The organism is Lysinibacillus sp. OF-1 (assembly GCF_028356935.1).
GTDB classification, from domain to species: Bacteria; Bacillota; Bacilli; order Bacillales_A; family Planococcaceae; genus Lysinibacillus; species Lysinibacillus fusiformis_D.
In genome coordinates this window covers 2,821,515-2,845,456 of record NZ_CP102798.1, presented here as the reverse complement: position 1 = coordinate 2,845,456, position 23,942 = coordinate 2,821,515, and the positions used below count along the sequence as shown (strand labels likewise).

Here is a 23,942-nt window from a genome sequence, read left to right as displayed (position 1 = left end):
CATTTTTAAAAGTTTTTATTAGTTTGGAAGTTTTCATGAGGAGTTATACGAATCCGTAGCTACTTTTTCGCAGAAATCATTGTTTCTTGTTTTTGCCTAATCTTTAATTCTACAATAAATTTCTTTTCTTTCTCCATCGTTAGAGTTGCTGGCATATATAGCTCATACACTTGTGATTCAAAAATTTCTTGCTGTGCCAACACATAATTTCTCAATTTTTCATAGAACGAAAAATAAGTATCGGGGTCATAAATAAAGGCAATGCATACATACTTACCAGCAGGGATGATGGTTTGCTGTACATTGGGTGAAAGCTTCGAAAATGTGCGCTCCGTTAAAAGAGGAGTGAAGACAGCATCATAAATAATATCATTGACATCTTTATAGGGCACAAGAGGATATGTACAACCATATCGACTATTTAAGACACTGCCTTCCTTTTCGATGATTTTAGTTAATGTTGCATAATATGTACTCGTGCTCGATGTTGGTGTTAATTCAGTTGTTGTCACTTGCAGAACGGGCATAGCTTCTTCTATCTGCATATAGACCTCACCAAAAATCGGGATATCAATTTGCTCCTGTAATTGTTTTTTCGTTTTCAGTAACGTATTTTTGGCTTCGTTTAAACGTGAAATCTTTTCGTTTATACGTAGCTCTTGCTGTGCTAAAAAAGCAAGCAATTCTTCTGAAGTTAATGTCAGTGCTTTTTTTATATCTTCGAGCGTAACGCCGATATATTTAAGCGATTTGATAATGTCTAAATAGAAAAGCTGATTGCCTTTATAATAACGGTAATGGGTGTAGGGATCAGTATAAGCAGGCTTAAATAAATCAATTTGATCATAGTAACGTAACGTCTGAATCGATAAATTTGAAAGTTTGGCAACCTCACCAATGGTATAATAATGTTCCTTCATAAAATGGCCTCCACTAGTAATAGCTAAAGAAGTTCCGAATGGCATCAAATCGAATTTTATGCTTGCAATCCTCGCAGTAAAATAGGCGAGATTTTCGTTCCTTCATTTGTTTATATTGCTCCTCACCTTCCATCAATTTAAATGGTTTTTTACAGCTCGTGCATACAGCCTCATATTGCATTGTCAACACCTCTGAAGATTCTTTTTATTTTCTTCTTTAGTATACCATTATGGAAATGAAACCTTCATTTTTGAATAACCATATTTGATTAGAGGAGAGCTCCAATTGAATGAAAGGCTAAATGAAGCAAAAAGTTCCTTGGAAAAGGTTTCAGATTATTGAAAACTTGCTTGAAATCGTGTTTCTCGGGCGATTTTATGCTATTATAAACCTTAATGCCACTTAAGAAGGAGAGCTTTACATGAAACGACATGAAGCACGCGAAAAAGCGTTGCAAGTTTTGTTTCAGCTAGACAACACGGATCTAACAGTTGAAGAAGCAATGGGCCATATTAAAGGTCAACCTACCAATGCCTTCTATGAAAAGATTGTGAATGGAACAGCTGAACATTTGGAGGAAATCGATGCTACATTAGAACAGCATCTTGAAAAGTGGTCACTTGCCCGTCTACCCAAAATTGAAAGAACGGTATTACGCCTAGCTGTATACGAACTGTTATACATGCCTGAAACACCAAAAAGAGTAGTACTAAACGAAGCAATCGAGTTATGTAAAACATTTGGCGAAGATAGTTCATCTAAATTCGTCAATGGTGTACTTTCTAAATTTACAGAACAAGAATAATGTGTTGAATTGGAAGGAGTAACGAAGGTTTATGTCAAGTGCAATTATTAATGGTAAAGAGATTGGTCAAGAAATTCGTAATGCTGTGGCGGAGCGTGTCATTCGTTTAAAAGAACGAGGGTTAACACCTGGTTTAGCGGTTGTATTAGTTGGAGACAACCAAGCTTCAGCTACATATGTGAGAAATAAACAAAAATCTTGTGAAGCAATTGGTATGTTCTCAGAACTCATTAAATTACCAGAAGAAACAACGCAAGAGGAATTATTAGCGCAAATTCAACGTTTAAATCAACGTGAGGATATTCACGGTATTTTAGTACAATTACCACTCCCAAAACATATTGATGAGGATACAGTCATTGCAACGATAGCTGTCGAGAAAGATGTCGACGGTTTCTCACCTGTCAGTGTTGGGAAAATGATGCTTGGCCAAGAAACATTTTTACCTTGTACACCGTTTGGCGTGATGAAGCTTCTTGAGTATTCAGGAATTGAAATCGCTGGAAAACATGCAGTCATCGTAGGACGTAGTCATATCGTTGGTAAACCAATGGGACAACTATTATTGCAAAAGGATGCAACGGTGACCTATACGCATTCTAAAACGCCAGATTTGCCTTCATTTACAAAACAAGCAGATATTTTAATTGCCGCTGTTGGACGTGCGAACTTTATTACGAAAGAGCATGTAAAAGAAGGGGCTGTTGTCATTGATGTAGGGATTAATCGCGATGACAACAATAAATTATGCGGTGACGTAAACTTTGTAGAAGTGGATGGAATTGCGTCTCATATTACGCCTGTACCAGGCGGCGTAGGCCCAATGACCATCACTATGTTACTATTCAACACTGTGCAAGCAGCTGAAAATAAGCTTGCACAATAAATAACCTTACGAAAAAAGGCATCTCAACATTGTTTTGAGATGCCTTTTTTATGTGACGTAAATTCAGAACTTTTATGCTGTTTTTGACGTCTAATGTAACGTTTGGGACATACATACTTAGAAGGAGGTTTTTATGGAAAATATCGATATTGTGTTAATTGTCAAACATATCATCATTGGTCTTGTCCAAGGTTTCACAGAACCCATTCCTGTATCGTCGAGTGGACATGTGATGATCGCCAGTGAAATACTTGGACTTGGGGAGCAAGGATTTACGTTTGCCATTTTAACAAATACAGCTTCGCTACTTGCTATTATGTATATTTATCGTGAGGATATTGTTCGGCTTATTACCCATTTTTTTCTTTATCTGAAGACACGTGAAAAACGGTATCATGCAGATTTTCGCTTTGCTTTGTATATCGTGATTGGTTCGATCCCTGCTGGCGTTTTAGGGGTGTTATTAAGTGATGTCATAGCTGATAACGTCAGTATGACAACGATTGCGCTCATGTTATTTGTCACAGGGGCCGCATTATGGTTAATACGTAATATGCGTGGCAAGAAAAAAGATGCAGATTTACGTGCAAAAGATGCCATTATTGTAGGATTGGGGCAAGCGGTTGCTTTAACGCCAGGTATTAGCCGTTCAGGAGCAACAATTATTTCAGCAATAGCCGTAGGGATGAAGCAGGATACTGCCTTACGTTTCTCCTTTATGCTTTATATTCCTGTAAGTTTGGGTGGGGTTGTCCTAGGGATTACAGATTTTTTAGACGAACCGAATAAAGGTACATTAGCGTTGCCCTATGCAGCTACTTTCCTAGCAACACTCATTATGACTTATTTTGCGATGCGTTGGTTTATGGGCATTATGAAAAGTGGTAAACTTAGCTATTTTACGTACTATTGCTTTATTGTAGGGACCCTTTTATTACTATTCTATTAAAATATAAAGTCTCATAACGACTCATGTTATGGGACTTTGTTTTGTAATGTATTACAATATACGGTTTCTAATAGTGAGAACGTGTAGGAATGTGTTATAGTTATTTTTCGATAGAGGAAACATCGTCGTTTTTTCTAGCGAAACTGCATTTTAGTCACGTCAACGACCGTAAAAAATGTTATGATAGGTGTAGTTTTGTGAAAAACTTGATTTTAGTAAAGGAGCCGAAAACATGTCCTCTGCTTCTTATTTAACTGTAAAAGCGTTAACAAAATATATTAAACGAAAATTTGATGCCGATCCACATTTACGCGAAGTATATGTAAAGGGTGAATTATCGAATGTTAAAATTCATCAATCAGGTCATATTTACTTTACATTAAAGGACGATGGTGCCCGAATAGCGGCTACCATGTTTAAAACAGCGGCCGCGAAGTTAGCATTTGAGCCAAAGGAAGGTATGCAAGTATTTATTCGCGGTGATGTAAACGTTTACGAAGGCTATGGAACCTATCAGCTCTATGTGCAGGAAATGCAACCTGATGGCATTGGAAGCTTATTTGTAGCCTTTAATCAATTAAAAGAGCAATTGCAAAAAGAAGGGCTTTTTAAACCGGAGTGGAAGCAGCCTATTCCAAAGTTTCCTGAAAAAATTGGTGTGTTAACATCGACAACCGGTGCTGCCATTCGAGATATTTGTACGACGTTAAAGAGACGATACCCACTGGCTGAGATTTTAATTTATCCAACACTTGTTCAAGGAGCACAAGCAGCCCCGAATATTGTGCAAAATATTCAACGTGCTAATCAGGAGGCAAGCTGTGACGTGTTGATAGTCGGACGAGGGGGAGGCTCAATCGAGGATCTTTGGGCATTTAACGAAGAAATAGTCGCACGGGCTATTTTCGACAGTCGAATCCCTATTATTAGCGCAGTTGGTCACGAAACAGATACGACAATTGCTGATTATGTTGCTGATTTACGTGCACCTACACCAACAGCAGCCGCCGAAATGGCTGTACCAGATCAGGCGGAATTATTTCAACGTGTGCTTTCGCAAAAATCACAACTTCATCAGATGGTTAGGTCGCAACTTATGGCTGAACGTCAACGTCTAAATAAACTCCAACAGTCTTATCCATTGTCCATGCCCGAAAGACTTTATCGACCTTTTACGGAAAGATTAGCACAGCTTGAGTCCGGATTGCAGACAGCGATGCAAGTGGATTTGATGAAGAAAGGCGCCCAGCTTCAACAATTACATAGTACGGTGGAGCAACATTCACCAAAAAAAGCACTAGCCTTCCATCAACGGGAGCTTGAAGCACGCATCCAACAATTATCTCGTGCTACGACGTATTATGTGGCGAAGCAGCAACAACAATTCGAGGCAACTGTTAGAACATTAGAAGCTTTAAATCCACTATCCATTCTAACTAGAGGCTTTACAGTAGCATATAAAGATCAGCAAATGATTAAATCATCCACTGAGGTGCAAAAGCAGGATCAGCTTACGCTCACTTTCCATGATGGAAAGGTAGTGGCTGAAGTGACGAATATCTTGCCAAAGAATGAGGGGGAATCGTTGTGACAGAAAAACAACAAACATTTGCAGAAGCCATGACGGCATTAGAAGAAATCGTTCGCCAGCTAGAGCAAGGCGATGTGCCATTGGAAAATGCGATTGATTTATACAAGCAAGGAATGGAGCTATCAAAGTTTTGCCATAGTAAGCTGCAACATGCAGAAGAGCAGCTTGTATCGATTGTCCAAGAAACTGGTGAAACAACAGCATTTGATCCACTAAAGGGAGAGAATTAGGAAATGAATGAGCCATTAAAGTACTTTATCGAAAGCAATATACCACAAATTGAAGAAACCATGTATGCACTTGTTGAAAAAATTGATGCACCAGCGGATTTAAAGGAATCCATGCTTTATTCATTAAAGGCAGGCGGTAAACGTATTCGTCCACTTTTTGTCTTAGCTGTGCTTGAGCTTTACCGTAAAAATCTACAGGACGGTTTGATTATCGGTTCTGTAATTGAAATCATTCACACATATTCATTAATCCATGATGATTTACCGAGCATGGATAATGATGATTTCAGAAGAGGCAAGCCAACAAATCATAAGGTGTTTGGAGAAGCACTGGCTACATTAGCTGGAGATGCTCTAAATACATTGGCATTTGGCATTTTAGCACGTATGGAAGTGTCTGCTGAAAAACGCATTGAACTTGTCCAATTGCTTAGCGTAGCAGCAGGCGCAGAAGGCATGGTTGGTGGTCAAGTACTTGATATGGAAGGGGAGCAACGTCAGTTGAATTTAGCTGAACTGGAACAGGTCCATGTCAATAAAACAGGTGCTTTATTGCGCTTTAGTATTGAAGCGGGAGCTGTATTAGCAGATGTATCAGCGCAGGACCGTGCTACTTTGAAGGAATATGCGCATCATATCGGTCTTGCTTTCCAAATTCAAGACGATATTTTAGATATTGAAGGAACGACAGAAGAACTAGGAAAAACAGCTGGGAAAGATGTAGCTAGTGATAAAAGCACCTACCCAGCACTATTAACGTTAGAGGGAGCAAAAGAAAAGCTTGCTGAGCATTATCAACATGCCATTAATGCACTTGATCAATTACCAATAGATGTCAGCTTGTTACGTGACTTTGCTGCGTATATTGTTCATCGTAAAAACTAAGAGAAAATTAAGGCGTTGAAGGAAAAGAATATGCTAGAATAGGTGGGAACGTTTGCAATATGCAAACAATGGAGTGTTCGTACTTTTAGCATATTGATAACACTGTTATAATGGTGGAAACACAATTGCGGTGAATATTTTATTGAAAAGGTGTGTGAGAAAGGTGGATTTAAATAAAATAACTAGTCCATCCTTTTTAAAAAACTTAAATAGGAAGGAGCTTGAGCAACTTGCTCAAGAAATTCGTACCTTCTTAATCGAAAAATGTTCTGTCACAGGCGGGCATATCGGGCCGAATTTAGGCGTAGTTGAACTAACGATAATGCTGCATAAAATGTTTGACAGTCCAAAAGATAAGTTTTTGTGGGATGTTGGCCACCAAGCTTACGTGCATAAAATTTTAACAGGTCGTGCGAGTCAATTTGACACCCTGCGTCAGTTCAAAGGGCTTTGTGGATTTCCAAAGCGCGTGGAGAGTGAACATGATGAATGGGAAACAGGTCATAGCTCGACTTCCTTATCAGCAGCCATGGGTATGGCAGCAGCACGTGATATTAAAAAAGAACAAAGCTATGTTATCCCGATCATTGGTGATGGCGCTTTAACTGGTGGTATGGCACTGGAGGCTTTAAATCATATTGGGCATGCGAAAACGAATATGATTGTCATACTAAATGATAATGAAATGTCGATTGCACCAAATGTTGGTGCTTTACACAGTGTTTTAGGTCGTTTGCGTACAGCCAAGGAGTACTCCAAAGCGAAAGAAGAGCTAGAATCACTCATTAATAAAATTCCTGTATTAGGTGGTAAGCTTGCTTCTACAGCTGAACGTTTGAAGGACAGCTTAAAATATTTAGTGGTATCTGGAGTGTTTTTTGAGGAGCTAGGTTTTAAATATCTTGGTCCGATTGATGGACATGATTTCGAGGCTCTTGAAACGACTTTATCTTATGCGAAAAAAGTGAAAGGCCCAGTCCTTCTTCATGTGATTACGAAAAAAGGGAAAGGCTATAAACCTGCTGAGGACGATACTATTGGCAATTGGCATGGGACAGGTCCTTATAAAATTGAAAACGGTGCCTTTGTCAAGTCTGAGGCCAAGGGGCCAGCTTGGAGTAGTTTAGTTGCTGAGACGGTACGTAAAATTGCTCATGAGGATAAGCGTGTGGTGACTATTACACCCGCTATGCCTGTTGGCTCCAAGCTACAAGGCATACAAAAAGACTTCCCAAATCGTTTCTTTGATGTAGGAATTGCTGAACAACATGCAGCAACAATGGCAGCAGGTCTAGCCACACAGAAGATGAAGCCATTTCTAGCAATTTATTCTACATTCCTGCAACGTGCCTATGACCAAGTATTGCATGATATTGCTCGCCCAAATTTAAATGTCTTTATCGGTATTGATCGTGCTGGCTTAGTGGGAGCAGATGGAGAAACACATCAAGGTGTATTTGATATTGCGTTCCTTCGTCATATTCCAAACATGACGATTATGATGCCAAAGGATGAAAATGAAGGGCAGCATATGGTGAAAACAGCGATTGATTATGATGGTGGTCCTATTGCTCTTCGTTACCCACGAGGAAACGGTATAGGTGTGCCACTAGATGATGAGCTTGTCGCATTACCGATTGGTAGTTGGGAAGTATTGCGTGAGGGGAAAGATGCATCGATTTTGACATTTGGAACAACGATTCCAATGGCAATGGCAGCGGCTGACATGTTAGCACAGCAAGGGATCGACATTGAAGTAGTCAATGCTCGCTTTATCAAACCGATGGATGAAAATATGCTGCACCGTATATTAGCCGATCATAAACCGATTTTAACGATTGAAGAAGCAGTTCTACAAGGTGGGTTCGGTAGTGGTGTATTAGAATTTGCTCACGACCATGGTTATTTAAATGCGCTCATTGATCGTATGGGAATTCCAGATCAATATATCGAGCATGGTAACGTCGATCAGCTTCTTGCAGAAATTCATATGACTGCAGAGGATACGGTTGCACGTATGCATGTATTACTTCAACAAAAACAGCAAGTAGGTTTGAATAAATAATGACAAAACAACTAAAAGAACGAGTAGATATTTTACTTGTAGAGCGTGGATTATGTGAAACACGAGAAAAAGCAAAACGTTCCATTATGGCAGGACTTGTTTTTTCGAATGAAATACGTATTGATAAGGCAGGCGAGAAAATTGCCGTCGATGCACCGCTACAAGTAAAGGGCTCTGATTTAAAATATGTAAGTCGTGGTGGTCTGAAGCTAGAAAAGGCCCTGCAAATTTTTGATATGTCTGTAGAAGGGAAGCTAATGCTTGACATTGGCTCCTCTACAGGCGGCTTTACAGATTGTGCCTTACAACATGGCGCAAGACATTGCTATGCACTGGATGTTGGCTCGAACCAATTGGCTTGGAAAATTCGCTCGGATGAACGTGTCACGGTCATGGAAAAAACGAATTTTCGCTATACCACGGCAGCTGATTTATCAGAAGGCTTACCTGCTTTTGCCACAATTGATGTTAGCTTTATCTCGTTGTCACTGATTTTACCAGTCTTAAAAACATTATTGCTGCCAGGTGGTGATGTTATGGCATTGGTGAAACCTCAGTTTGAAGCGGGGAAAGATAAGGTTGGTAAAAAAGGGATTGTTCGTGATAAAAAAGTACATTTAGAAGTATTAGAAAAGACGGCCACTATGGCGACAACGCTTGGCTTTGTCGTGAAGGATGCCTCTTTCTCTCCAATCACAGGTGGAGAAGGAAATATTGAATTTTTATTCCATTTAGTGAATCCTATTGGAGAAGAAGTCATCCCTGCATATACAGCTTTTAATGCACTCGTTGAAGAAGCGCATAATTCTTTAAAATAACACGTGCTCGCTTATTGAGCCGTGTTTTTTCTTGTGCTTTTTTGTTGAAAATGGTAGGGTGATTATACACATATACTATTATTTATAAGAGGTGATTTCGTTGAATAAAGGACAACGACATATACGGATTCGGGATATTATCGCCAATCATGAAATTGAAACACAAGATGATTTAGTCGATTTTTTAAAAGAAGCAGGCTATAATGTGACACAAGCTACGGTATCACGCGATATAAAAGAGCTACATTTAGTAAAAGTACCATTACAGGATGGTCGCTATAAATATAGTCTGCCCGCAGATCAGCGTTTCAACCCAGTCCAAAAATTACATCGTGCATTAGCAGATGCATTTGTAAGTATTGATGGCGCATCTCACTTTTTAGTGATGAAAGCTCTCCCAGGGAATGCGAATGCGATTGCATCCTTACTTGATCATTTAGATTGGCCAGAAATTTTAGGTACAATTTCTGGAGATGATACCATTTTAATTATTTGTCGAAATGAAAATGAGCGTGAAAATACAAAAAATCGCTTATTAGACATGCTTTAAAAAATGGGGAATTTGATTCAGAGGTGACAATTTGTGTTAAGAGAGCTTAGTATTCGAAACTTTGCTATCATTGAGGATTTGACAGTGAGTTTTTCAGAAGGCTTAACTGTACTCACAGGGGAAACGGGTGCTGGAAAATCCATTATCATTGATGCTGTGCATTTACTTGCGGGGGGACGAGGCAATACTGAATTTATTCGTCATGGCGCAAGAAAGGCAGAATTGGGTGGCTTATTTCAAATTTCGAGTTCCATTCATCCCGTTCTGAAAAAATTAGAAGAAGCAGGCATTGAAATAGAAGAAGATACCGTTATTTTACGCCGTGATTTAAATGATTCTGGTAAAAGTATTTGCCGTGTAAATGGAAAGCTTGTGCCCTTATCCGTTTTAAGAGATATTGGGGCAAGTCTCATTGATATTCATGGTCAACATGAAAATCAAGAGTTGATGGATGAAAAACAGCATATTAATTTGCTTGACCAGTTTGCAGAGGAAGAGCTGTCACCTATTCAAAAAACGTATAGTACTCACTATGAGGAATACCGTTTACTCAAAAAAGACTTAGCCTCCATATCCATCGATGAACAATTGATGGCACAACGGATTGATTTGTATCAATTCCAAATAAAAGAGCTAGAGGAAGCTAATTTAAAGCTAGGTGAGGAAGACGAGCTCCTAGATGAACGTCGCCGTCTTATGAACTTCAATAAAATTTTTGAACGCTCTAGTGCAGCTTATGAGGCCATTCAAGGCGAATCGAAAGGACTCGATTGGATTGGTGCAGCTATGGGCGCGCTAGAAGATGCTGCAACAGTTGACGAACAATTTAAAGAAGCTTCTGAAGCGGTGACAACTGCGTTTTATGCCTTGCAGGATGCAGCCTATCAGGTCAAAAATGTATTAGATGAATTAGAATTTGATCCAGCTCGTTTAAATGAGGTTGAGCAACGTTTAGCGTTATTGCAAAATTTAAAGCGCAAATATGGTTCAACAGTGGAAGAAATTTTAGCGTATTACGAAAAAATTAAAACAGAGTTAAATGAGCTGTTGAATCGTGATGAAATATTGCAAGTGAAAGAACGACGTGTGTTAGAAATGGAAGCTGTGCTCAGTGATCTGGCGAGTGAACTTTCAACTGTACGTAAAGCTGCCGCCCAGCAATTAAGTGAAGCAATTATGGCAGAGTTACGTGAATTACATATGGAAAAAGCAAAATTTATTGTCAATTTCGATGAATTACCATATTTTGATGCTAACGGGAAAGATCAGATCATTTTCTATATCTCTACAAACGTTGGAGAACCGCCGAAGTCTTTACCAAAAATTGCATCAGGCGGAGAATTATCGCGCATGATGCTTGCATTAAAAACCATTTTTTCCTCTTCTAATGGCATTACATCCATTATTTTTGATGAGGTTGATACGGGTGTCAGTGGCCGTGTGGCGCAAGCCATTGCAGAAAAAATAGCCGCGATTTCCGTTAATTCTCAAGTTTTATGTATTTCACATTTACCGCAAGTTGCTGCTATGGCTGATCATCATTACTTTATAAAAAAAGAAGTGGAGCATGATCGAACATTTACATCTTTATCAGAGATTGATCAAGATGCTCGAATTGAAGAAGTAAGTCGCATGATGTCCGGAACAGAAATTACCGCCTTAACATTACAGCATGCAACGGAACTTTTAAAAATGGCGGATGAACGAAAAAAACAGATGCGTTAAATTTTTATGCCAGGAACAGTGTCTGCTGTTTCTGGCTTTTTTCATTTTGCACAAATATTTACCGCTTATAAGAATGGCACAACAACACATAGTAAAAAGACAAAAATGAAAAGGAGGTGTCGTATGAATCGTCATTGGCGTCAATTAGTCATTTTGCCTATGCTCATCTTTTTGTTAGTGTTGCCTATACAAGCTTTTGCCGCCAAAAAGCTTATACCAATGGGCGAAGCGATTGGAATTCAACTTCAATTATCACATGTATTTGTAGCACATGATGTACTGTTAGCTTCCAATCAGTGGATGAAGGGAGGTGCTGTGATTGAAAAAATAAATGATGTCCCAGTAAAATCTCTTGCTGATGCCAAACAAGCTGTGGCAAAGGATGGCCAACAGAAATGGACGATCAATAGTGGTGGCCAACAAATTACACTGGAGTTACAAGACCAAGAAGCAGAGCATGTCATTTCCTTTTTAAAAGATGAAACAGATGGAGTAGGAACACTGACTTATATTGATCCAGAGACAAAAAATTACGGTGCACTAGGTCATCAAATTGTCGATTCAACCCTACAAGAAGCCCCTGTTTTTAAAGCAGGCTCCATATTTTTAGCTTCCATCCAACAAATTCGCAAAAGCACACCGGGTCAACCAGGCTATAAAATTTCCTCCATTGAAAAGCACCAAGAACGACTAGGCAGTATAGATAAAAATACTATTTATGGTATTTTTGGCCGTTGGGAAGAGGGTTATCAACAAAGATTGCCCAAAGCCATAGAAATTATGCACGAAAAAGATATAAAAGCTGGGAAAGCTGAAATCTATACAGCCATTGAAGGCAGTAAGGTGGAATCCTTTACGATTGAAATTACAAAAGTTGAAAATGAACGCCTTGAATTTTTAGTATCTGACAAAAAGCTCATCGAAAAAACTGGTGGTATTTTGCAGGGAATGAGTGGCAGTCCTATCATTCAAGACGGACGTTTTGTCGGTGCTGTGACACATATGTTTGTGGAGGAGCCGAAAAAAGGAGCAGCACTAACTGTAGCAGAAATGTTAAGAAGATCTTCCTAAAAAAATGATGAATGGTAAAAATCCGCTTTTTTCCGTGAGCATAGCAAGAGCCGCAGGAAGCTACGCGGATTTTTACCTTTTCAACAAGTATTTCTGATAACTTCCTGAAGGAGTCATGATATTTAAAAAAACTGTAGTTTTATCTACATTTTTTATCTAAAATAAGTAATAAGAGCATTCGACAGGTTGCAGCTATTTAGCGTAACTTGTCGATATAAAAAGAAAGTATCGGACTACATACTCATTTTTGGAAATAGAAAAGGTTTTTAAAACAAAAATGTCGAAAATTCCACAGTGTGCCAAAAACGGCATTTAGGGGTTAGGTTAACGCTTTGAGGTGTTCAAAGCAAGTCCAGAAGGAGGAATTGAAATGACAAAGGTAAAAGTAGCGATTGCAGATGATAATCGTGAGTTATTAAAAACAATGGAGCAGTATTTTCAAGGACATGCCGAAATAGAAATTATTGCAACTGCTTCAAATGGGAAAGTTTGTCTACAAATGCTTGAGGAATTCACACCAGATATTTTACTTCTAGATATAATAATGCCTCATCTTGACGGTTTAGCTGTATTAGAGTCCATGTATCAAAATGAGAAAATGGCATCCATCCAAGTCATTATGCTAACAGCTTTTGGCCAGGAAGATGTCATGAAACAAGCGGTCGATTTAGGGGCTTCCTATTTCATGCTAAAACCATTTGAATTCGATCAATTGGTACAAAAAATTCTACATTGTGCTGGACAGAAGGCGACACTTCCGAAAAAGACAAGCGTGTTACAACCGACAGTACCTCAAAAATTAAATCAGCATCAATTAGACAGCACGATTACGGCCATCATTAAAGAAATCGGTGTACCTGCACATATTAAAGGGTATTCTTATTTACGTGAAGCCATTCAAATGGTCTTTGAGGATATTGAGCTACTAGGATCTGTGACAAAAATTTTATATCCGGAAATCGCGAAAAAATTCAATACGACACCATCTCGCGTGGAACGTGCCATCCGACATGCCATTGAGGTTGCGTGGAATCGTGGCAATTATGAATCCATTTCGTCGATGTTTGGCTACACTGTGCATCACTTAAAATCCAAACCAACAAATAGTGAATTCATTGCCATGATCGCAGACAAAATCCGCATTGATATGATGGCTAGCTAAACGCCTAGTCTTAGCGGACATTGACAGAAAAACTGATTATAGCAATTATACTGCATATTTTTATAACGCCTTTTTTAGACAGTTTAACCACTGTTTAGAAAGGCGTATTTTTATGTTTCTTATAATCGAAATGGACCGTTATATGTTGGATTGTTCCGCAAAAAAGCCTTGGTTTATTTTCTATAAAATGTACCCTCATGTACTTAAACTTTGTTACCTTAAGCCTTAATTTCAGCAAAAAAGCAAAAGATAATGCTACGCCTTTTCATAAACATCAAATAAAAATATAGGCAAATAAGGCAACAGTAGATTTTACTTATGACTTTGGTTATACTGCTTGGTAATAGTTTATTTTTTCTACCCCGTCTGTTTGGGGTATTTTTTTATTGCATTCATTGATTGAGAAGTAATTATAAAGTAGGTGTTCAAAATGAAAACTGTAAATTTCCAACTGGATGGAATGAATTCGCTAGAAATCACACAAATAGAGGAAAATTTATTTGAGGTGCGTGTCGCATTAGATGGTAAAATAAGTATGAATTATATGAATCGTGAGCAATTGAAACAAATTGGTTCCACTTACTATATTGAAAATAGCCAAATATGTATTGATGACCTATTGAAAAATTAAAAAAATGTAGTATAAAAGAACTAAAAAGAACTATGATTAAGTGCGATGCAACCCCTTACTACCTGTTCTAGGAATACGATTGTTCAATCTAATCTAATGGAATAACTTAGAAAATATCATCAATTATAATAAAAAAACACAAAAACAAGCAGAAAAATAGTGTTAAATAACTAATTTATTTTTTTAAAAATAAAATATTGTCGGATATATTAATGGTTTAGTAGTACTATTTTCTTTCTAGGTAGTGACAATGGTCTCTAAACAAATGGAAGGTGATTGTATATACTTACATGTAGAGGGAAGGAGGAGGTAGCTTGATTCTAGTTCGAAATGAAAACTTCGAAATTTCTGAAGAAAATGGCAAGGTATTTATGCTTACTTTTAATGCCGGTTTCCCATTAAAAGAATTTGATAGCATTCTACGTAGTCATCCACGACTTAAATTATCTAATTTTTCAATTTTAAAAACCGTGTTGTCAACCCAAAATACAAGCCTGGTTGAAATTGGTCGCTGGCTTCCGAATGTGGAAGCTGAAATAGCACGTGATAAAATGTCAGCCTCTATTTTTATATATGAAACGCTCGAATATATTCAAAATAATCACGAAAAATTGACACAACAAGTACATGAAACACTTGAAGAAAAAGGCATTGTACATGGAATATTAGATTTTGATATTTCGAAGGCTGAGCCAGGAAAAGCATTTTTAATTGCTCAAGGAGAACCACCTGTAGCAGGAATGGATGCACAAATTACATACTTACCTAAGCCAGAGAGAAAGCCGGTCATTCGTGACGACGGTAAAGCAGATTACTATGATATGAATTTCATTTCAGAAATTTCAGAAGGCTCATGGCTAGGTGAAAAGATTCCTGCTACATTAGGTAAAGCAGGGAAAAATGTGCTAGGTGAAGTAGTTGCTGCTGTACCGGGGCGAGATTTTCCTATAAAATACGATACAAAATCTGCCTATGAAGTGGAAGAGGACGGAAAAGTTGTAATCCGCTCGAAAATTGCCGGTGTTTTAGATGATGTTAAGGGGATGATTGGTGTAAACCGACACCTTCCTATAAACGGCGATGTTGGAGTGGAAACAGGCAATCTCGAATTTAATGGTTCACTTAGTATTAAAGGAACGGTGACAAGTGGCTATACAGTGATTGCGACTGGTGATATTTCCATCGATGGTGCAGAGGGTGTAAGCGGTGCCAAGCTTATTAAATCCATTGAGGGTGACGTTTATATTCGTGGGGGCATTTTTGGACTCGGTTCAACAATAGTGGAAGCAGGGGGCAATATATTTGTAAAGCATGTGAATGAAGCGAATTTATTTGCAGGTGATAGTATTCATATTGGTTTTTATGCGCTAGGCTCACAGCTTTCTGCCCATTCCATTTATGTGGACGAACGAAAAGGTAAAATTATTGGGGGACGTGCGGTAGCTAAAAATACTATTGTCACGGCCATTTCAGGCAATCGCTTAGAGCGCCGAACTGATTTGATAATTGAAAGCATCAATAAGCAAGAAAATAATTCTGTCATGCAAGAAAAAGCAGCACAGCTAAAAGAAATTCAAGCGGAAATTTCTGCCCATGAGATGAAAATGAAAAGCTTATTGCCATTTCTCAATCAAATGTCCAAAGAACAAACGGCTTCATTTGAAGAGACAAAGCAAGCTTTAACAAAATTAAAGGCTGAAGCCTTAACATTAGATCGTGAAGTTAAAATATTAATGGATGAAATGCGTCATGTCGGAAAAGAAGAAATTATTGTAACAAAAGAGGCACATCCTGGTACGTATATTCAAATTGGTAGAAAATCATCGTTATTAAGCAAAATGACGAATGGTAAATTCCTGCTCGAATTTGGTGAGTTAAATGTCTAATTCATCATGTATCCCTGTCTTTGCACATCGAGGTGCATCTGCTTATGCATTGGAGAATACCTTTCAGGCTTTTGAAAAAGCATTAGAGCTAGGGGCGGACGGGATTGAATTAGATATTCAATTTTCAAAAGAGGGATTACCTGTAATCTATCATGATCCACAGTTATCAAGACTCGTCGGCACCAATAAACTGGTGAGTGATTGTACGATAGAGGAGCTTCTGCGCTTTAAACTAGGAAAGCCTTGGAGACGTCTATTTTCATCGTATAAAATACCAGCATTTGATGCGGTTTTAGCATGGGCAAATCAACAGCAGCTACCATTGAATATTGAATTAAAATCAACGATCCTGGACAATAGAAGTGGTCTGATTAACTTCCTTCGAGGCTTAGTTCTGCCAACGGGAAGTCATTTTTCGTCCTTTCACTACGAGCTTCTAGAGATTGTGAAAGCGCATAGACCTGAATATGAAACAGCTCTTATTGCCACGAAAAAAATAAAATGGGATTTGCTAGCTGATTATCAAGGGGCTGACTGTGTCCATATGCATAAAAGATATTATAAACCAAGATACTTAGAGGCTTGTGTCACAAGTGAGAAAGCATGCCGTTTTTATGCAATAGATGGCTCAGAGCCTTTCTTAACAAATCCACATCATGCTGTGATTGGTTGGATTACAGATTATCCTGATAGAGTCATCGCAGCACAGCAGCGTCTATAAAAATAGCTATCCAGTAAGTCAGTGAGACTTATGTGGATAGCTATTTTTATTTTTTCTGAAAGCGTGGTGCTACTTTTCCATTTTTTCGGTCGCGATGTAGTAAAAATCCTGCGAAAAATCCAAAGCCTATTACAAAGAAAATAACACCTACTACAAATTGTAGCCATAAAAATGGGAATGGTGAAATGAGTTTACCAAATAATGTATCACGCATAAATTTAATGCCACCTGCAGCCATAAGACCTGGAATAAGCATTACAATAAATGCAGCTAAACGGGCCATGCATACCCCTCCTTATTCCTATGATTAATTGTACCTGTGGATGATGGAATGTCAAGGAAGGGAGAAATCAATATAATATTTTTAAATAAAAACGAGGAAGGACATAAAGTAGCGGCTGTAACAGAATGTTTAGAAAATTCTTACTTAAATAAGAATATGTAATAATAGTTGCGAAATTGTGAATTTGTCAGTATTGTAAAAATAAGTGGAGCAATATTATCCATTACTAAACAATTTTTTCTTCATACATTGGGGTCTAAACACCTACTGAATAAGAGGGGCTCAGTTTTACTGAGATGGCAACGCGATGGAGACAGGATTGTTAGATAAAACTTGATTGGATGGGCATTTGGGGATGCACTTTCCAAAGCAAAGGGGCGAGTTTCATGGAAATCTTCAAGTATATGGAAAAGTATGATTATGAACAATTGGTATTTTGCCAAGATGAAGCATCAGGGTTAAAAGCGGTTATCGCTATCCATGATACGACACTTGGACCAGCACTAGGTGGAGCACGTATGTGGACATATGCATCAGAAGAAAATGCAATTGAAGATGCGTTACGTTTAGCAAGGGGTATGACTTACAAAAATGCTGCAGCTGGTTTAAACCTTGGCGGTGGAAAAACGGTCATTATAGGTGACCCATTTAAAGATAAAAATGAAGAAATGTTTCGTGCATTAGGTCGTTTCATCCAAGGATTGAATGGCCGTTATATTACAGCCGAAGATGTAGGTACAACGGTATCGGATATGGATTTAATCCATGAAGAAACAAACTATGTAACAGGAATTTCTCCTGCATTTGGTTCTTCAGGTAACCCATCTCCAGTAACAGCGTATGGCGTTTACCGTGGTATGAAAGCGGCGGCAAAAGAAGCATTTGGTTCCGATTCATTAGAAGGATTAAAAGTTTCTGTACAGGGTCTAGGAAATGTAGCCTACAAGCTTTGCGAGTATTTACATAATGAAGGGGCAAAACTTGTTGTAACAGATATCAATCAGGCAGCCATTGATCGAGTTGTTAATGACTTCGACGCTATTGCAGTGGCACCCGATGAAATTTATGCGCAGGAAGTCGATATTTTCTCACCATGTGCATTAGGCGCTATTTTAAACGATGAAACAATTCCACAACTAAAAGCGAAAGTGATTGCTGGATCTGCTAATAACCAATTAAAAGATTCTCGCCATGGTGACTATTTGCATGAATTAGGTATCGTCTATGCACCAGACTATGTGATTAATGCTGGTGGCGTGATAAACGTTGCAGATGAATTATATGGTTATAATCGTGAACGTGCAATGAAACGCGTTGATGGTATTTATGATAGTATTGAAAAAATCTTTGCTATTTCTAAACGAGATGGCATTCCAACATATGTGGCAGCGAATCGCTTAGCTGAGGAACGTATCGCTCGTGTAGCGAAATCTCGCAGCCAATTCTTAAAAAATGAAAAAAATATTTTACACGGTCGCTAATCGACATGGTTGATACATTATGAGAAGTCGCATTGTCGACTTCTTCTATTTTCAACCAGAAATAAGGATCTCGATGAAGTGAAGCTAAGGCTCTTCTAAAGCAAGAACTAACCGTTGGAAAATTGGTAAGTTGGTTGTTTAATAGATAGATTACTTTAGCATTTTTCTCAAAAGGGGGAATAAACATGGCTCAAAATTATGATGTTGTCATCTTAGGTGGAGGTACAGGCGGATATGTTGCTGCCATTCGAGCTGCGCAGTTGGGCTTGAAAACAGCTATTGTAGAACGTGAACGCTTAGGCGGAACTTGCTTACATAAAGGTTGTATCCCAAGTAAAGCCTTACTTCGAAGTGCGGAAGTATATCGCATGGCTAATAAAACAGCTAGTGACTATGGTGTCGATATTGAAGGTGTGACATTGCAATTTGACAAAGTTCAGGCTAGAAAACAAGCCATCGTTGAGCAATTAAGTCAAGGTGTGAATACACTGATGAAAAAAGGCAAAATAGATGTTTATCAGGGTACAGGGCGAATTTTAGGGCCATCTATTTTCTCTCCTATGCCGGGCACGATTTCTGTAGAGATGTCCAATGGTGATGAAAATGAAATGCTTGTTCCTACAAACGTTGTCATTGCAACGGGTTCAAAGCCTCGTGGAATGGCAGGCTTAACGGTTGATGGGCAATATGTGCTGAATTCAGATCATGCCTTAGCGTTAGAAAAATTACCAAAATCATTATTAATCGTTGGTGGCGGTGTCATCGGAATTGAGTGGGCATCTATGCTATGCGATTTTGGTGTGTATGTAACGATCGTCGAATACGGTCCATCGATTTTACCAGCAGAAGATGCAGATATCGTCAAAGAAGTGACGAAACAGCTTGAAAAACGAGGTGTTCGCATTGTGACGAATGCTCGACTAGATGCGAGTACATTCAAAATTGAAAATGATAACGTTTTCATTTCAGCGACGGTGGATGATAAAGAAGAAATTTTTGAAGCAGATAAACTATTACTTTGTGTAGGACGTGAGGCGAATACGCAAGGTATTGGCTTAGAAAATACAGAAATCGAAGTTGAAAATGGCTTTATTAAGGTGAATGATTCCTATCAAACGAAGGAATCCCATATGTATGCTATAGGTGATGTGATTGGTGGCTTACAATTAGCACACGTTGCTTCTCATGAAGGAATGGCAGCTATTGAACATATTGCAACAGGTAAAACAGAGAAATTGGATGATTTGAAAGTACCAAAATGTGTTTACTCATATCCAGAGGTTGCCAGCATTGGCTTGACAGAGCGTGCTGCAAAAGAACGTGGATTTTCATTAAAGATTGGTAAATTCCCATTCAAGGCTATTGGGAAAGCATTAGTTAATGGTGAGGCAGAGGGCTTTGTCAAAATTATTGCGGATGAAGAAACAGATGATATTTTGGGTATTCATATGGTAGGGCCTCATGTGACCGATTTAATTGGGGAAGCATCATTAGCGAAAGTATTAGATGCAACGCCATGGGAAATTAGTCAGGCTATTCATCCACATCCATCGTTAAATGAGGTTTTAGTGGAATCTGCTTTAGCGGTTGATGATCGTGCTATCCATTTTTAATTTTCTGAATTTCATAACTAACGTATCCAAATGTGGGGATATAGGATAAGATAGTTATTTCTCTATAATACGAAAGGGGTGTTCGTATGCAAGATGTACAAATCAAACATGAAGATTTAGGTTTGTCAAATGAAGATGTACTTGCTATGTTCGAAACAATGTTAATGGCCAGAAGATTAGATGAGCGTATGTGGTTATTAAATCGCTCTGGTAAAATTCCGTTTGTTATTTCTTGTCAAGGCCAGGAGGCAGCACAAGTTGGAGCAGCCTTTGCACTTGATAATAATAAGGATTATATTGCACCGTATTATCGTGATATGGGTGTGGTTTTACATTTTGGTATGACACCAAGAGAACTGATGTTGTCTGCATTTGCAAAAGCAGAAGATCCAAACTCCGGTGGTCGTCAAATGCCAGGTCACTTTGGTCAAAAGAAAAATCGTATTCTAACAGGATCATCTCCTGTCACAACGCAAGTTCCGCACGCAGTTGGTGTTGCGCTTGCTGGACGTCTACAAAAAGAAGATTTTGTTTCTTTCGTTACGCTTGGGGAAGGTTCATCTAACCAAGGAGATTTCCATGAAGGAGCAAACTTTGCGGGTGTTCATAAGCTACCCGTTATTATTATGGTAGAAAACAATCAATATGCTATCTCTGTGCCAGTTGAACGTCAATTAGGCTGTGCCAAAGTATCTGATCGTGGTATTGGTTACGGTATGCCGGGTGTGACGGTAGATGGTAAATGTCCATTACAAGTGTATAAAGTGGTAAAAGAAGCAGCAGACCGTGCACGTAATGGAGAAGGTCCAAGCTTAATTGAAACGGTGACATATCGTTTAACAGCCCATTCTTCAGATGATGACGATCGTCAATATCGTACGGCTGAAGATATTGCAGAAGGTAAAGCAAAAGATCCGATTCTATTATTTGAAAAGTATCTGATGGATGCTGGCGTTATGACAGAAACAATTCGCACTGAAATGGAACAACGTGTGATGGCTGAAGTAAATGAAGCAACAGATTATGCAGAAGCGGCTCCATATGCACAACCAGAGCATGCACTTAAATATGTTTATGCACCAGTGGACGGAGGTGACATGTAATGGCAGTTATGTCTTATATTGATGCGATTACATTAGCAATGAAAGAAGAGATGGAACGTGATGAGCGTGTTTTCATTTTAGGAGAGGACGTTGGTCGTAAAGGTGGGGTATTTAAAGCCACAAATGGACTATACGATCAATTCGGCGAATATCGCGTGCTAGATACACCACTTGCAGAAAGTGCCATCGCAGGCGTTGGAATTGGTGCTGCAATGTATGGTATGCGTCCAATTGCAGAAATGCAATTTGCTGATTTCATTATGCCAGCTGTCAATCAAATCGTTTCGGAGGCAGCGAAAATTCGTTACCGTTCCAATAACGATTGGACTTGTCCAATGGTCATCCGTGCTCCTTTTGGTGGAGGCATCCACGGTGCGCTTTATCATTCACAATCCGTTGAAGCACTTTTTGCTGGGACACCAGGTTTGAAAATTGTCATACCATCAACACCATATGATGCAAAAGGTTTACTGAAAGCGGCGATTCGTGATGAAGATCCGGTATTATTTTTCGAACATAAACGCGCGTATCGCTTAATAAAAGGTGAAGTACCGCTAGATGATTACACATTACCAATTGGTAAAGCAGATGTGAAACGTGAAGGGGACGATGTAACAGTAATTACGTATGGTTTAGCAGTGCACTTTGCCCTCCAAGCGGCTGAACGTCTAGCTGCAGATGGTATTTCCGCTCATATCCTTGATTTGCGTACGGTGTATCCTCTTGATAAAGAAGCGATTATTGAGGCTGCAAGTAAAACAGGCAAAGTATTACTTGTCACAGAGGATAATAAAGAAGGCAGTATCATGAGTGAAGTTGCCGCGATTATTGCAGAACATTGTTTATTTGAGCTTGATGCTCCAATTCAACGTCTAGCAGGACCTGATGTGCCAGCCATGCCATATGCACCAACAATGGAGAAATATTTTATGATTAATCCTGATAAAGTTGAACGTGCAATGCGAGAACTTGCTGCGTTCTAACAGATCACAATAAGGCTGAATGAAAAAACGAAAAGCCTCAGACGGATGAACAGATTTTGACTTACGTGTAGGTAAGTCAAAATTTGTCTAATTGCCTATCTACGTTTAATGATTTTAGCGCTGCATCAGGTACAAGGACGCCTAGGCTTAATTGATGGGAGGAATAAAGGATGTCAGTTCAAAATATTACAATGCCACAGCTCGGCGAAAGTGTAACAGAAGGTACAATTGAAAAATGGCTTGTTAAGCCTGGAGATACAGTTAAAAAATATGATTCATTAGCAGAGGTTGTTACAGATAAAGTAAATGCTGAAATCCCATCATCATTTGAAGGGGTTATTACGGAGCTTCTTGCGCAAGAAGGTCAAACCTTGCCAGTTGGGGCAGTCGTATGCTCGATTGAAATAGCTGGAGAGGGCGAATTACCACCTCCACCAGCTGAAAAAAAATCAGCAGTAAGCACAGCTATTTTAAATGCTGGTGTTCAAAAGAAACAGGAGGCACCACAGCAGGTGGCAGCTCCAGCAGCTGCACCAAAAGAGGCGCGTAAAGATAAAGTACGCTACTCACCAGCCGTTCTTCGACTTGCACAGGAGCACGATATTGCACTCGATCAAGTGACGGGCACAGGTGAAGGTGGTCGTATCACAAGAAAAGACCTGATAAAGCTAATTGAAACTGGCAATATCCCTACAGCAAATGATGTCGCACCAACTTCATCAACGGTGCAACCTACAGTTGAGCCAGCACCGACAGCACCACAGCAACAAGTGGAAAAAGCAGTTGCACCTGTACCTGTTCATCCTGGAGATATTGAAATTCCAGTGACAAAAGTGCGTCGTGCGATTGCAAATAATATGGTAAAAAGTGTCCATGAAGCACCACATGCTTGGATGATGATGGAAGTGGATGTAACAGATTTAGTGTCTTATCGTGATAGCTTAAAGAATGAATTTAAGCAAAAAGAGGGCTTTAATCTTACATATTTCGCCTTCTTTGTAAAAGCAGTTGCTCAAGCATTAAAGGAATTCCCAATGCTGAATTCAATGTGGGCGGAAGATAAAATTATCCAAAAGCATGACATCAATATTTCGATTGCAGTAGCAACAGATGATGCCCTATTTGTGCCTGTTATAAAACACGCAGATGAAAAATCCATTAAAGGAATTGCTAAAGAAATCCATGAACTTGCCAATAAAGTTCGTACAGGTAAATTGGCAATGGGTGACATTACTGGTGGTACATTTACTGTTAATAATACGGGAGCATTTGGCTCTGTTCAATCGATGGGGATCATTAATTACCCACAAGCAGCGATTCTTCAAGTGGAAAGCATTGTAAAAAAACCGGTCGTTTTACCAGGTGGAATGTTTGCTGCACGTGATATTGTGAATTTATGTTTATCATTAGATCATCGTGTGTTGGATGGACTTGTATGTGGTAAATTCCTAAATAGAGTGAAAGAAATACTCGAAAATACAAATAAATCTTCAACGTCAGTCTACTGATGACTCGTCGGAAACCTGCTGTATAAGGGTTTCCGATTTTTTTTATGCTTTTCGAGTCGCAATTTGTCATGTAGA

General features: G+C 38.9%; 22 protein-coding genes. 20 read left to right on the top strand and 2 right to left on the bottom strand.

The window, feature by feature from the left end:
• Positions 1-59: 59 nt before the first annotated feature.
• A complete protein-coding gene (locus NV349_RS13795) occupies positions 60-920 on the bottom strand; it encodes a MerR family transcriptional regulator (protein ID WP_058844028.1) in 861 nt (286 codons plus the stop codon).
• Positions 921-1,342: 422 nt separating this feature from the next.
• Here NV349_RS13795 and nusB point away from each other — a divergent pair, with 422 nt between their 5' ends.
• The 15 genes from nusB (at position 1,343) to NV349_RS13715 (ending at position 16,896) form a co-directional block, all read left to right on the top strand.
• Positions 1,343-1,726, top strand: coding sequence for a transcription antitermination factor NusB (nusB, locus tag NV349_RS13785; RefSeq protein WP_036122758.1), 384 nt, complete (start codon positions 1,343-1,345; stop codon positions 1,724-1,726).
• A gap of 31 nt (positions 1,727-1,757) precedes the next feature.
• On the top strand, positions 1,758-2,612 hold the full coding sequence (gene folD, locus NV349_RS13780; protein WP_058844029.1) for a bifunctional methylenetetrahydrofolate dehydrogenase/methenyltetrahydrofolate cyclohydrolase FolD: 855 nt from the start codon (positions 1,758-1,760) through the stop codon (positions 2,610-2,612).
• A 133-nt stretch (positions 2,613-2,745) separates the two neighbouring features.
• A complete protein-coding gene (locus tag NV349_RS13775; protein WP_058844030.1) occupies positions 2,746-3,561 on the top strand; it encodes an undecaprenyl-diphosphate phosphatase in 816 nt (271 codons plus the stop codon).
• A 232-nt stretch (positions 3,562-3,793) separates the two neighbouring features.
• The gene (gene xseA / locus NV349_RS13770; protein ID WP_058844031.1) at positions 3,794-5,152 is read left to right on the top strand and encodes an exodeoxyribonuclease VII large subunit; all 1,359 of its coding nucleotides are present in this window, start codon (positions 3,794-3,796) and stop codon (positions 5,150-5,152) included.
• Positions 5,149-5,382, top strand: a complete 234-nt coding sequence (gene xseB / locus NV349_RS13765) for an exodeoxyribonuclease VII small subunit (protein WP_008179899.1) — start codon at positions 5,149-5,151, stop codon at positions 5,380-5,382. Before xseA ends, xseB begins: the two co-directional genes overlap by 4 nt.
• Positions 5,383-5,385: 3 nt before the next feature.
• A complete protein-coding gene (locus NV349_RS13760; protein WP_036122780.1) occupies positions 5,386-6,267 on the top strand; it encodes a polyprenyl synthetase family protein in 882 nt (293 codons plus the stop codon).
• A 163-nt stretch (positions 6,268-6,430) separates the two neighbouring features.
• Positions 6,431-8,332 (top strand): 1-deoxy-D-xylulose-5-phosphate synthase, encoded by a 1,902-nt coding sequence (gene dxs, locus NV349_RS13755; RefSeq protein WP_036122781.1) that lies wholly within the window; start codon positions 6,431-6,433, stop codon positions 8,330-8,332.
• Positions 8,332-9,150: a TlyA family RNA methyltransferase gene (locus NV349_RS13750; protein ID WP_271910248.1), complete on the top strand. Its 819-nt coding sequence runs from the start codon at positions 8,332-8,334 to the stop codon at positions 9,148-9,150. The genes dxs and NV349_RS13750 overlap by 1 nt, the downstream gene beginning before the upstream one ends.
• A gap of 100 nt (positions 9,151-9,250) precedes the next feature.
• On the top strand, positions 9,251-9,700 hold the full coding sequence (gene ahrC, locus NV349_RS13745; RefSeq protein WP_004231170.1) for a transcriptional regulator AhrC/ArgR: 450 nt from the start codon (positions 9,251-9,253) through the stop codon (positions 9,698-9,700).
• Positions 9,701-9,733: 33 nt separating this feature from the next.
• The gene (recN, locus tag NV349_RS13740; RefSeq protein ID WP_058844032.1) at positions 9,734-11,425 is read left to right on the top strand and encodes a DNA repair protein RecN; all 1,692 of its coding nucleotides are present in this window, start codon (positions 9,734-9,736) and stop codon (positions 11,423-11,425) included.
• Positions 11,426-11,548: 123 nt separating this feature from the next.
• Positions 11,549-12,496: a SpoIVB peptidase S55 domain-containing protein gene (locus tag NV349_RS13735; protein ID WP_036122795.1), complete on the top strand. Its 948-nt coding sequence runs from the start codon at positions 11,549-11,551 to the stop codon at positions 12,494-12,496.
• Positions 12,497-12,866: 370 nt separating this feature from the next.
• Positions 12,867-13,658, top strand: coding sequence for a sporulation transcription factor Spo0A (gene spo0A / locus NV349_RS13730; protein ID WP_036122798.1), 792 nt, complete (start codon positions 12,867-12,869; stop codon positions 13,656-13,658).
• A 430-nt stretch (positions 13,659-14,088) separates the two neighbouring features.
• Positions 14,089-14,289: a hypothetical protein gene (locus tag NV349_RS13725; RefSeq protein WP_058844033.1), complete on the top strand. Its 201-nt coding sequence runs from the start codon at positions 14,089-14,091 to the stop codon at positions 14,287-14,289.
• Between the two features lie 314 nt (positions 14,290-14,603).
• The gene (locus tag NV349_RS13720) at positions 14,604-16,175 is read left to right on the top strand and encodes a flagellar assembly protein A (RefSeq protein ID WP_058844034.1); all 1,572 of its coding nucleotides are present in this window, start codon (positions 14,604-14,606) and stop codon (positions 16,173-16,175) included.
• Positions 16,168-16,896 (top strand): glycerophosphodiester phosphodiesterase, encoded by a 729-nt coding sequence (locus NV349_RS13715; protein WP_058844035.1) that lies wholly within the window; start codon positions 16,168-16,170, stop codon positions 16,894-16,896. The genes NV349_RS13720 and NV349_RS13715 overlap by 8 nt, the downstream gene beginning before the upstream one ends.
• A gap of 46 nt (positions 16,897-16,942) precedes the next feature.
• Here the strand turns inward: NV349_RS13715 and NV349_RS13710 are convergent, their stop codons facing one another.
• A complete protein-coding gene (locus NV349_RS13710; protein ID WP_004231186.1) occupies positions 16,943-17,179 on the bottom strand; it encodes a DUF2627 domain-containing protein in 237 nt (78 codons plus the stop codon).
• A gap of 386 nt (positions 17,180-17,565) precedes the next feature.
• On the opposite strand from NV349_RS13710, the gene NV349_RS13705 reads away from it, so the two are divergent.
• The 5 genes from NV349_RS13705 (at position 17,566) to NV349_RS13685 (ending at position 23,867) form a co-directional block, all read left to right on the top strand.
• Positions 17,566-18,660 (top strand): Leu/Phe/Val dehydrogenase, encoded by a 1,095-nt coding sequence (locus tag NV349_RS13705; protein ID WP_048392303.1) that lies wholly within the window; start codon positions 17,566-17,568, stop codon positions 18,658-18,660.
• Positions 18,661-18,845: 185 nt separating this feature from the next.
• Positions 18,846-20,273, top strand: coding sequence for a dihydrolipoyl dehydrogenase (lpdA, locus tag NV349_RS13700; RefSeq protein WP_036122819.1), 1,428 nt, complete (start codon positions 18,846-18,848; stop codon positions 20,271-20,273).
• Between the two features lie 86 nt (positions 20,274-20,359).
• Positions 20,360-21,376 carry a thiamine pyrophosphate-dependent dehydrogenase E1 component subunit alpha gene (locus tag NV349_RS13695; RefSeq protein WP_036122822.1) on the top strand — a complete coding sequence of 339 codons (1,017 nt, stop codon included), beginning with the start codon at positions 20,360-20,362 and terminating at the stop codon, positions 21,374-21,376.
• Positions 21,376-22,359 (top strand): alpha-ketoacid dehydrogenase subunit beta, encoded by a 984-nt coding sequence (locus tag NV349_RS13690; protein ID WP_008179931.1) that lies wholly within the window; start codon positions 21,376-21,378, stop codon positions 22,357-22,359. Before NV349_RS13695 ends, NV349_RS13690 begins: the two co-directional genes overlap by 1 nt.
• Positions 22,360-22,529: 170 nt before the next feature.
• Positions 22,530-23,867, top strand: a complete 1,338-nt coding sequence (locus NV349_RS13685) for a dihydrolipoamide acetyltransferase family protein (protein ID WP_058844037.1) — start codon at positions 22,530-22,532, stop codon at positions 23,865-23,867.
• Positions 23,868-23,942 lie beyond the last annotated feature (75 nt).

What these genes read in the sequence shown, in the direction of transcription:
- NV349_RS13750 (WP_271910248.1), top strand. Translation starts at nt 8,332, where the DNA reads ATGACAAAACAACTAAAAGAACGAGTAGATATTTTACTTGTAGAGCGT.
- NV349_RS13715 (WP_058844035.1), top strand. Translation starts at nt 16,168, where the DNA reads ATGTCTAATTCATCATGTATCCCTGTCTTTGCACATCGAGGTGCATCT.
- NV349_RS13710 (WP_004231186.1), bottom strand. Translation starts at nt 17,179, where the DNA reads ATGGCCCGTTTAGCTGCATTTATTGTAATGCTTATTCCAGGTCTTATG.
- NV349_RS13695 (WP_036122822.1), top strand. Translation starts at nt 20,360, where the DNA reads ATGCAAGATGTACAAATCAAACATGAAGATTTAGGTTTGTCAAATGAA.
- NV349_RS13775 (WP_058844030.1), top strand. Translation starts at nt 2,746, where the DNA reads ATGGAAAATATCGATATTGTGTTAATTGTCAAACATATCATCATTGGT.
- folD (WP_058844029.1), top strand. Translation starts at nt 1,758, where the DNA reads ATGTCAAGTGCAATTATTAATGGTAAAGAGATTGGTCAAGAAATTCGT.
- NV349_RS13735 (WP_036122795.1), top strand. Translation starts at nt 11,549, where the DNA reads ATGAATCGTCATTGGCGTCAATTAGTCATTTTGCCTATGCTCATCTTT.
- NV349_RS13690 (WP_008179931.1), top strand. Translation starts at nt 21,376, where the DNA reads ATGGCAGTTATGTCTTATATTGATGCGATTACATTAGCAATGAAAGAA.
- NV349_RS13725 (WP_058844033.1), top strand. Translation starts at nt 14,089, where the DNA reads ATGAAAACTGTAAATTTCCAACTGGATGGAATGAATTCGCTAGAAATC.
- NV349_RS13685 (WP_058844037.1), top strand. Translation starts at nt 22,530, where the DNA reads ATGTCAGTTCAAAATATTACAATGCCACAGCTCGGCGAAAGTGTAACA.
- lpdA (WP_036122819.1), top strand. Translation starts at nt 18,846, where the DNA reads ATGGCTCAAAATTATGATGTTGTCATCTTAGGTGGAGGTACAGGCGGA.
- NV349_RS13795 (WP_058844028.1), bottom strand. Translation starts at nt 920, where the DNA reads ATGAAGGAACATTATTATACCATTGGTGAGGTTGCCAAACTTTCAAAT.
- xseA (WP_058844031.1), top strand. Translation starts at nt 3,794, where the DNA reads ATGTCCTCTGCTTCTTATTTAACTGTAAAAGCGTTAACAAAATATATT.
- NV349_RS13705 (WP_048392303.1), top strand. Translation starts at nt 17,566, where the DNA reads ATGGAAATCTTCAAGTATATGGAAAAGTATGATTATGAACAATTGGTA.
- NV349_RS13760 (WP_036122780.1), top strand. Translation starts at nt 5,386, where the DNA reads ATGAATGAGCCATTAAAGTACTTTATCGAAAGCAATATACCACAAATT.
- nusB (WP_036122758.1), top strand. Translation starts at nt 1,343, where the DNA reads ATGAAACGACATGAAGCACGCGAAAAAGCGTTGCAAGTTTTGTTTCAG.
- spo0A (WP_036122798.1), top strand. Translation starts at nt 12,867, where the DNA reads ATGACAAAGGTAAAAGTAGCGATTGCAGATGATAATCGTGAGTTATTA.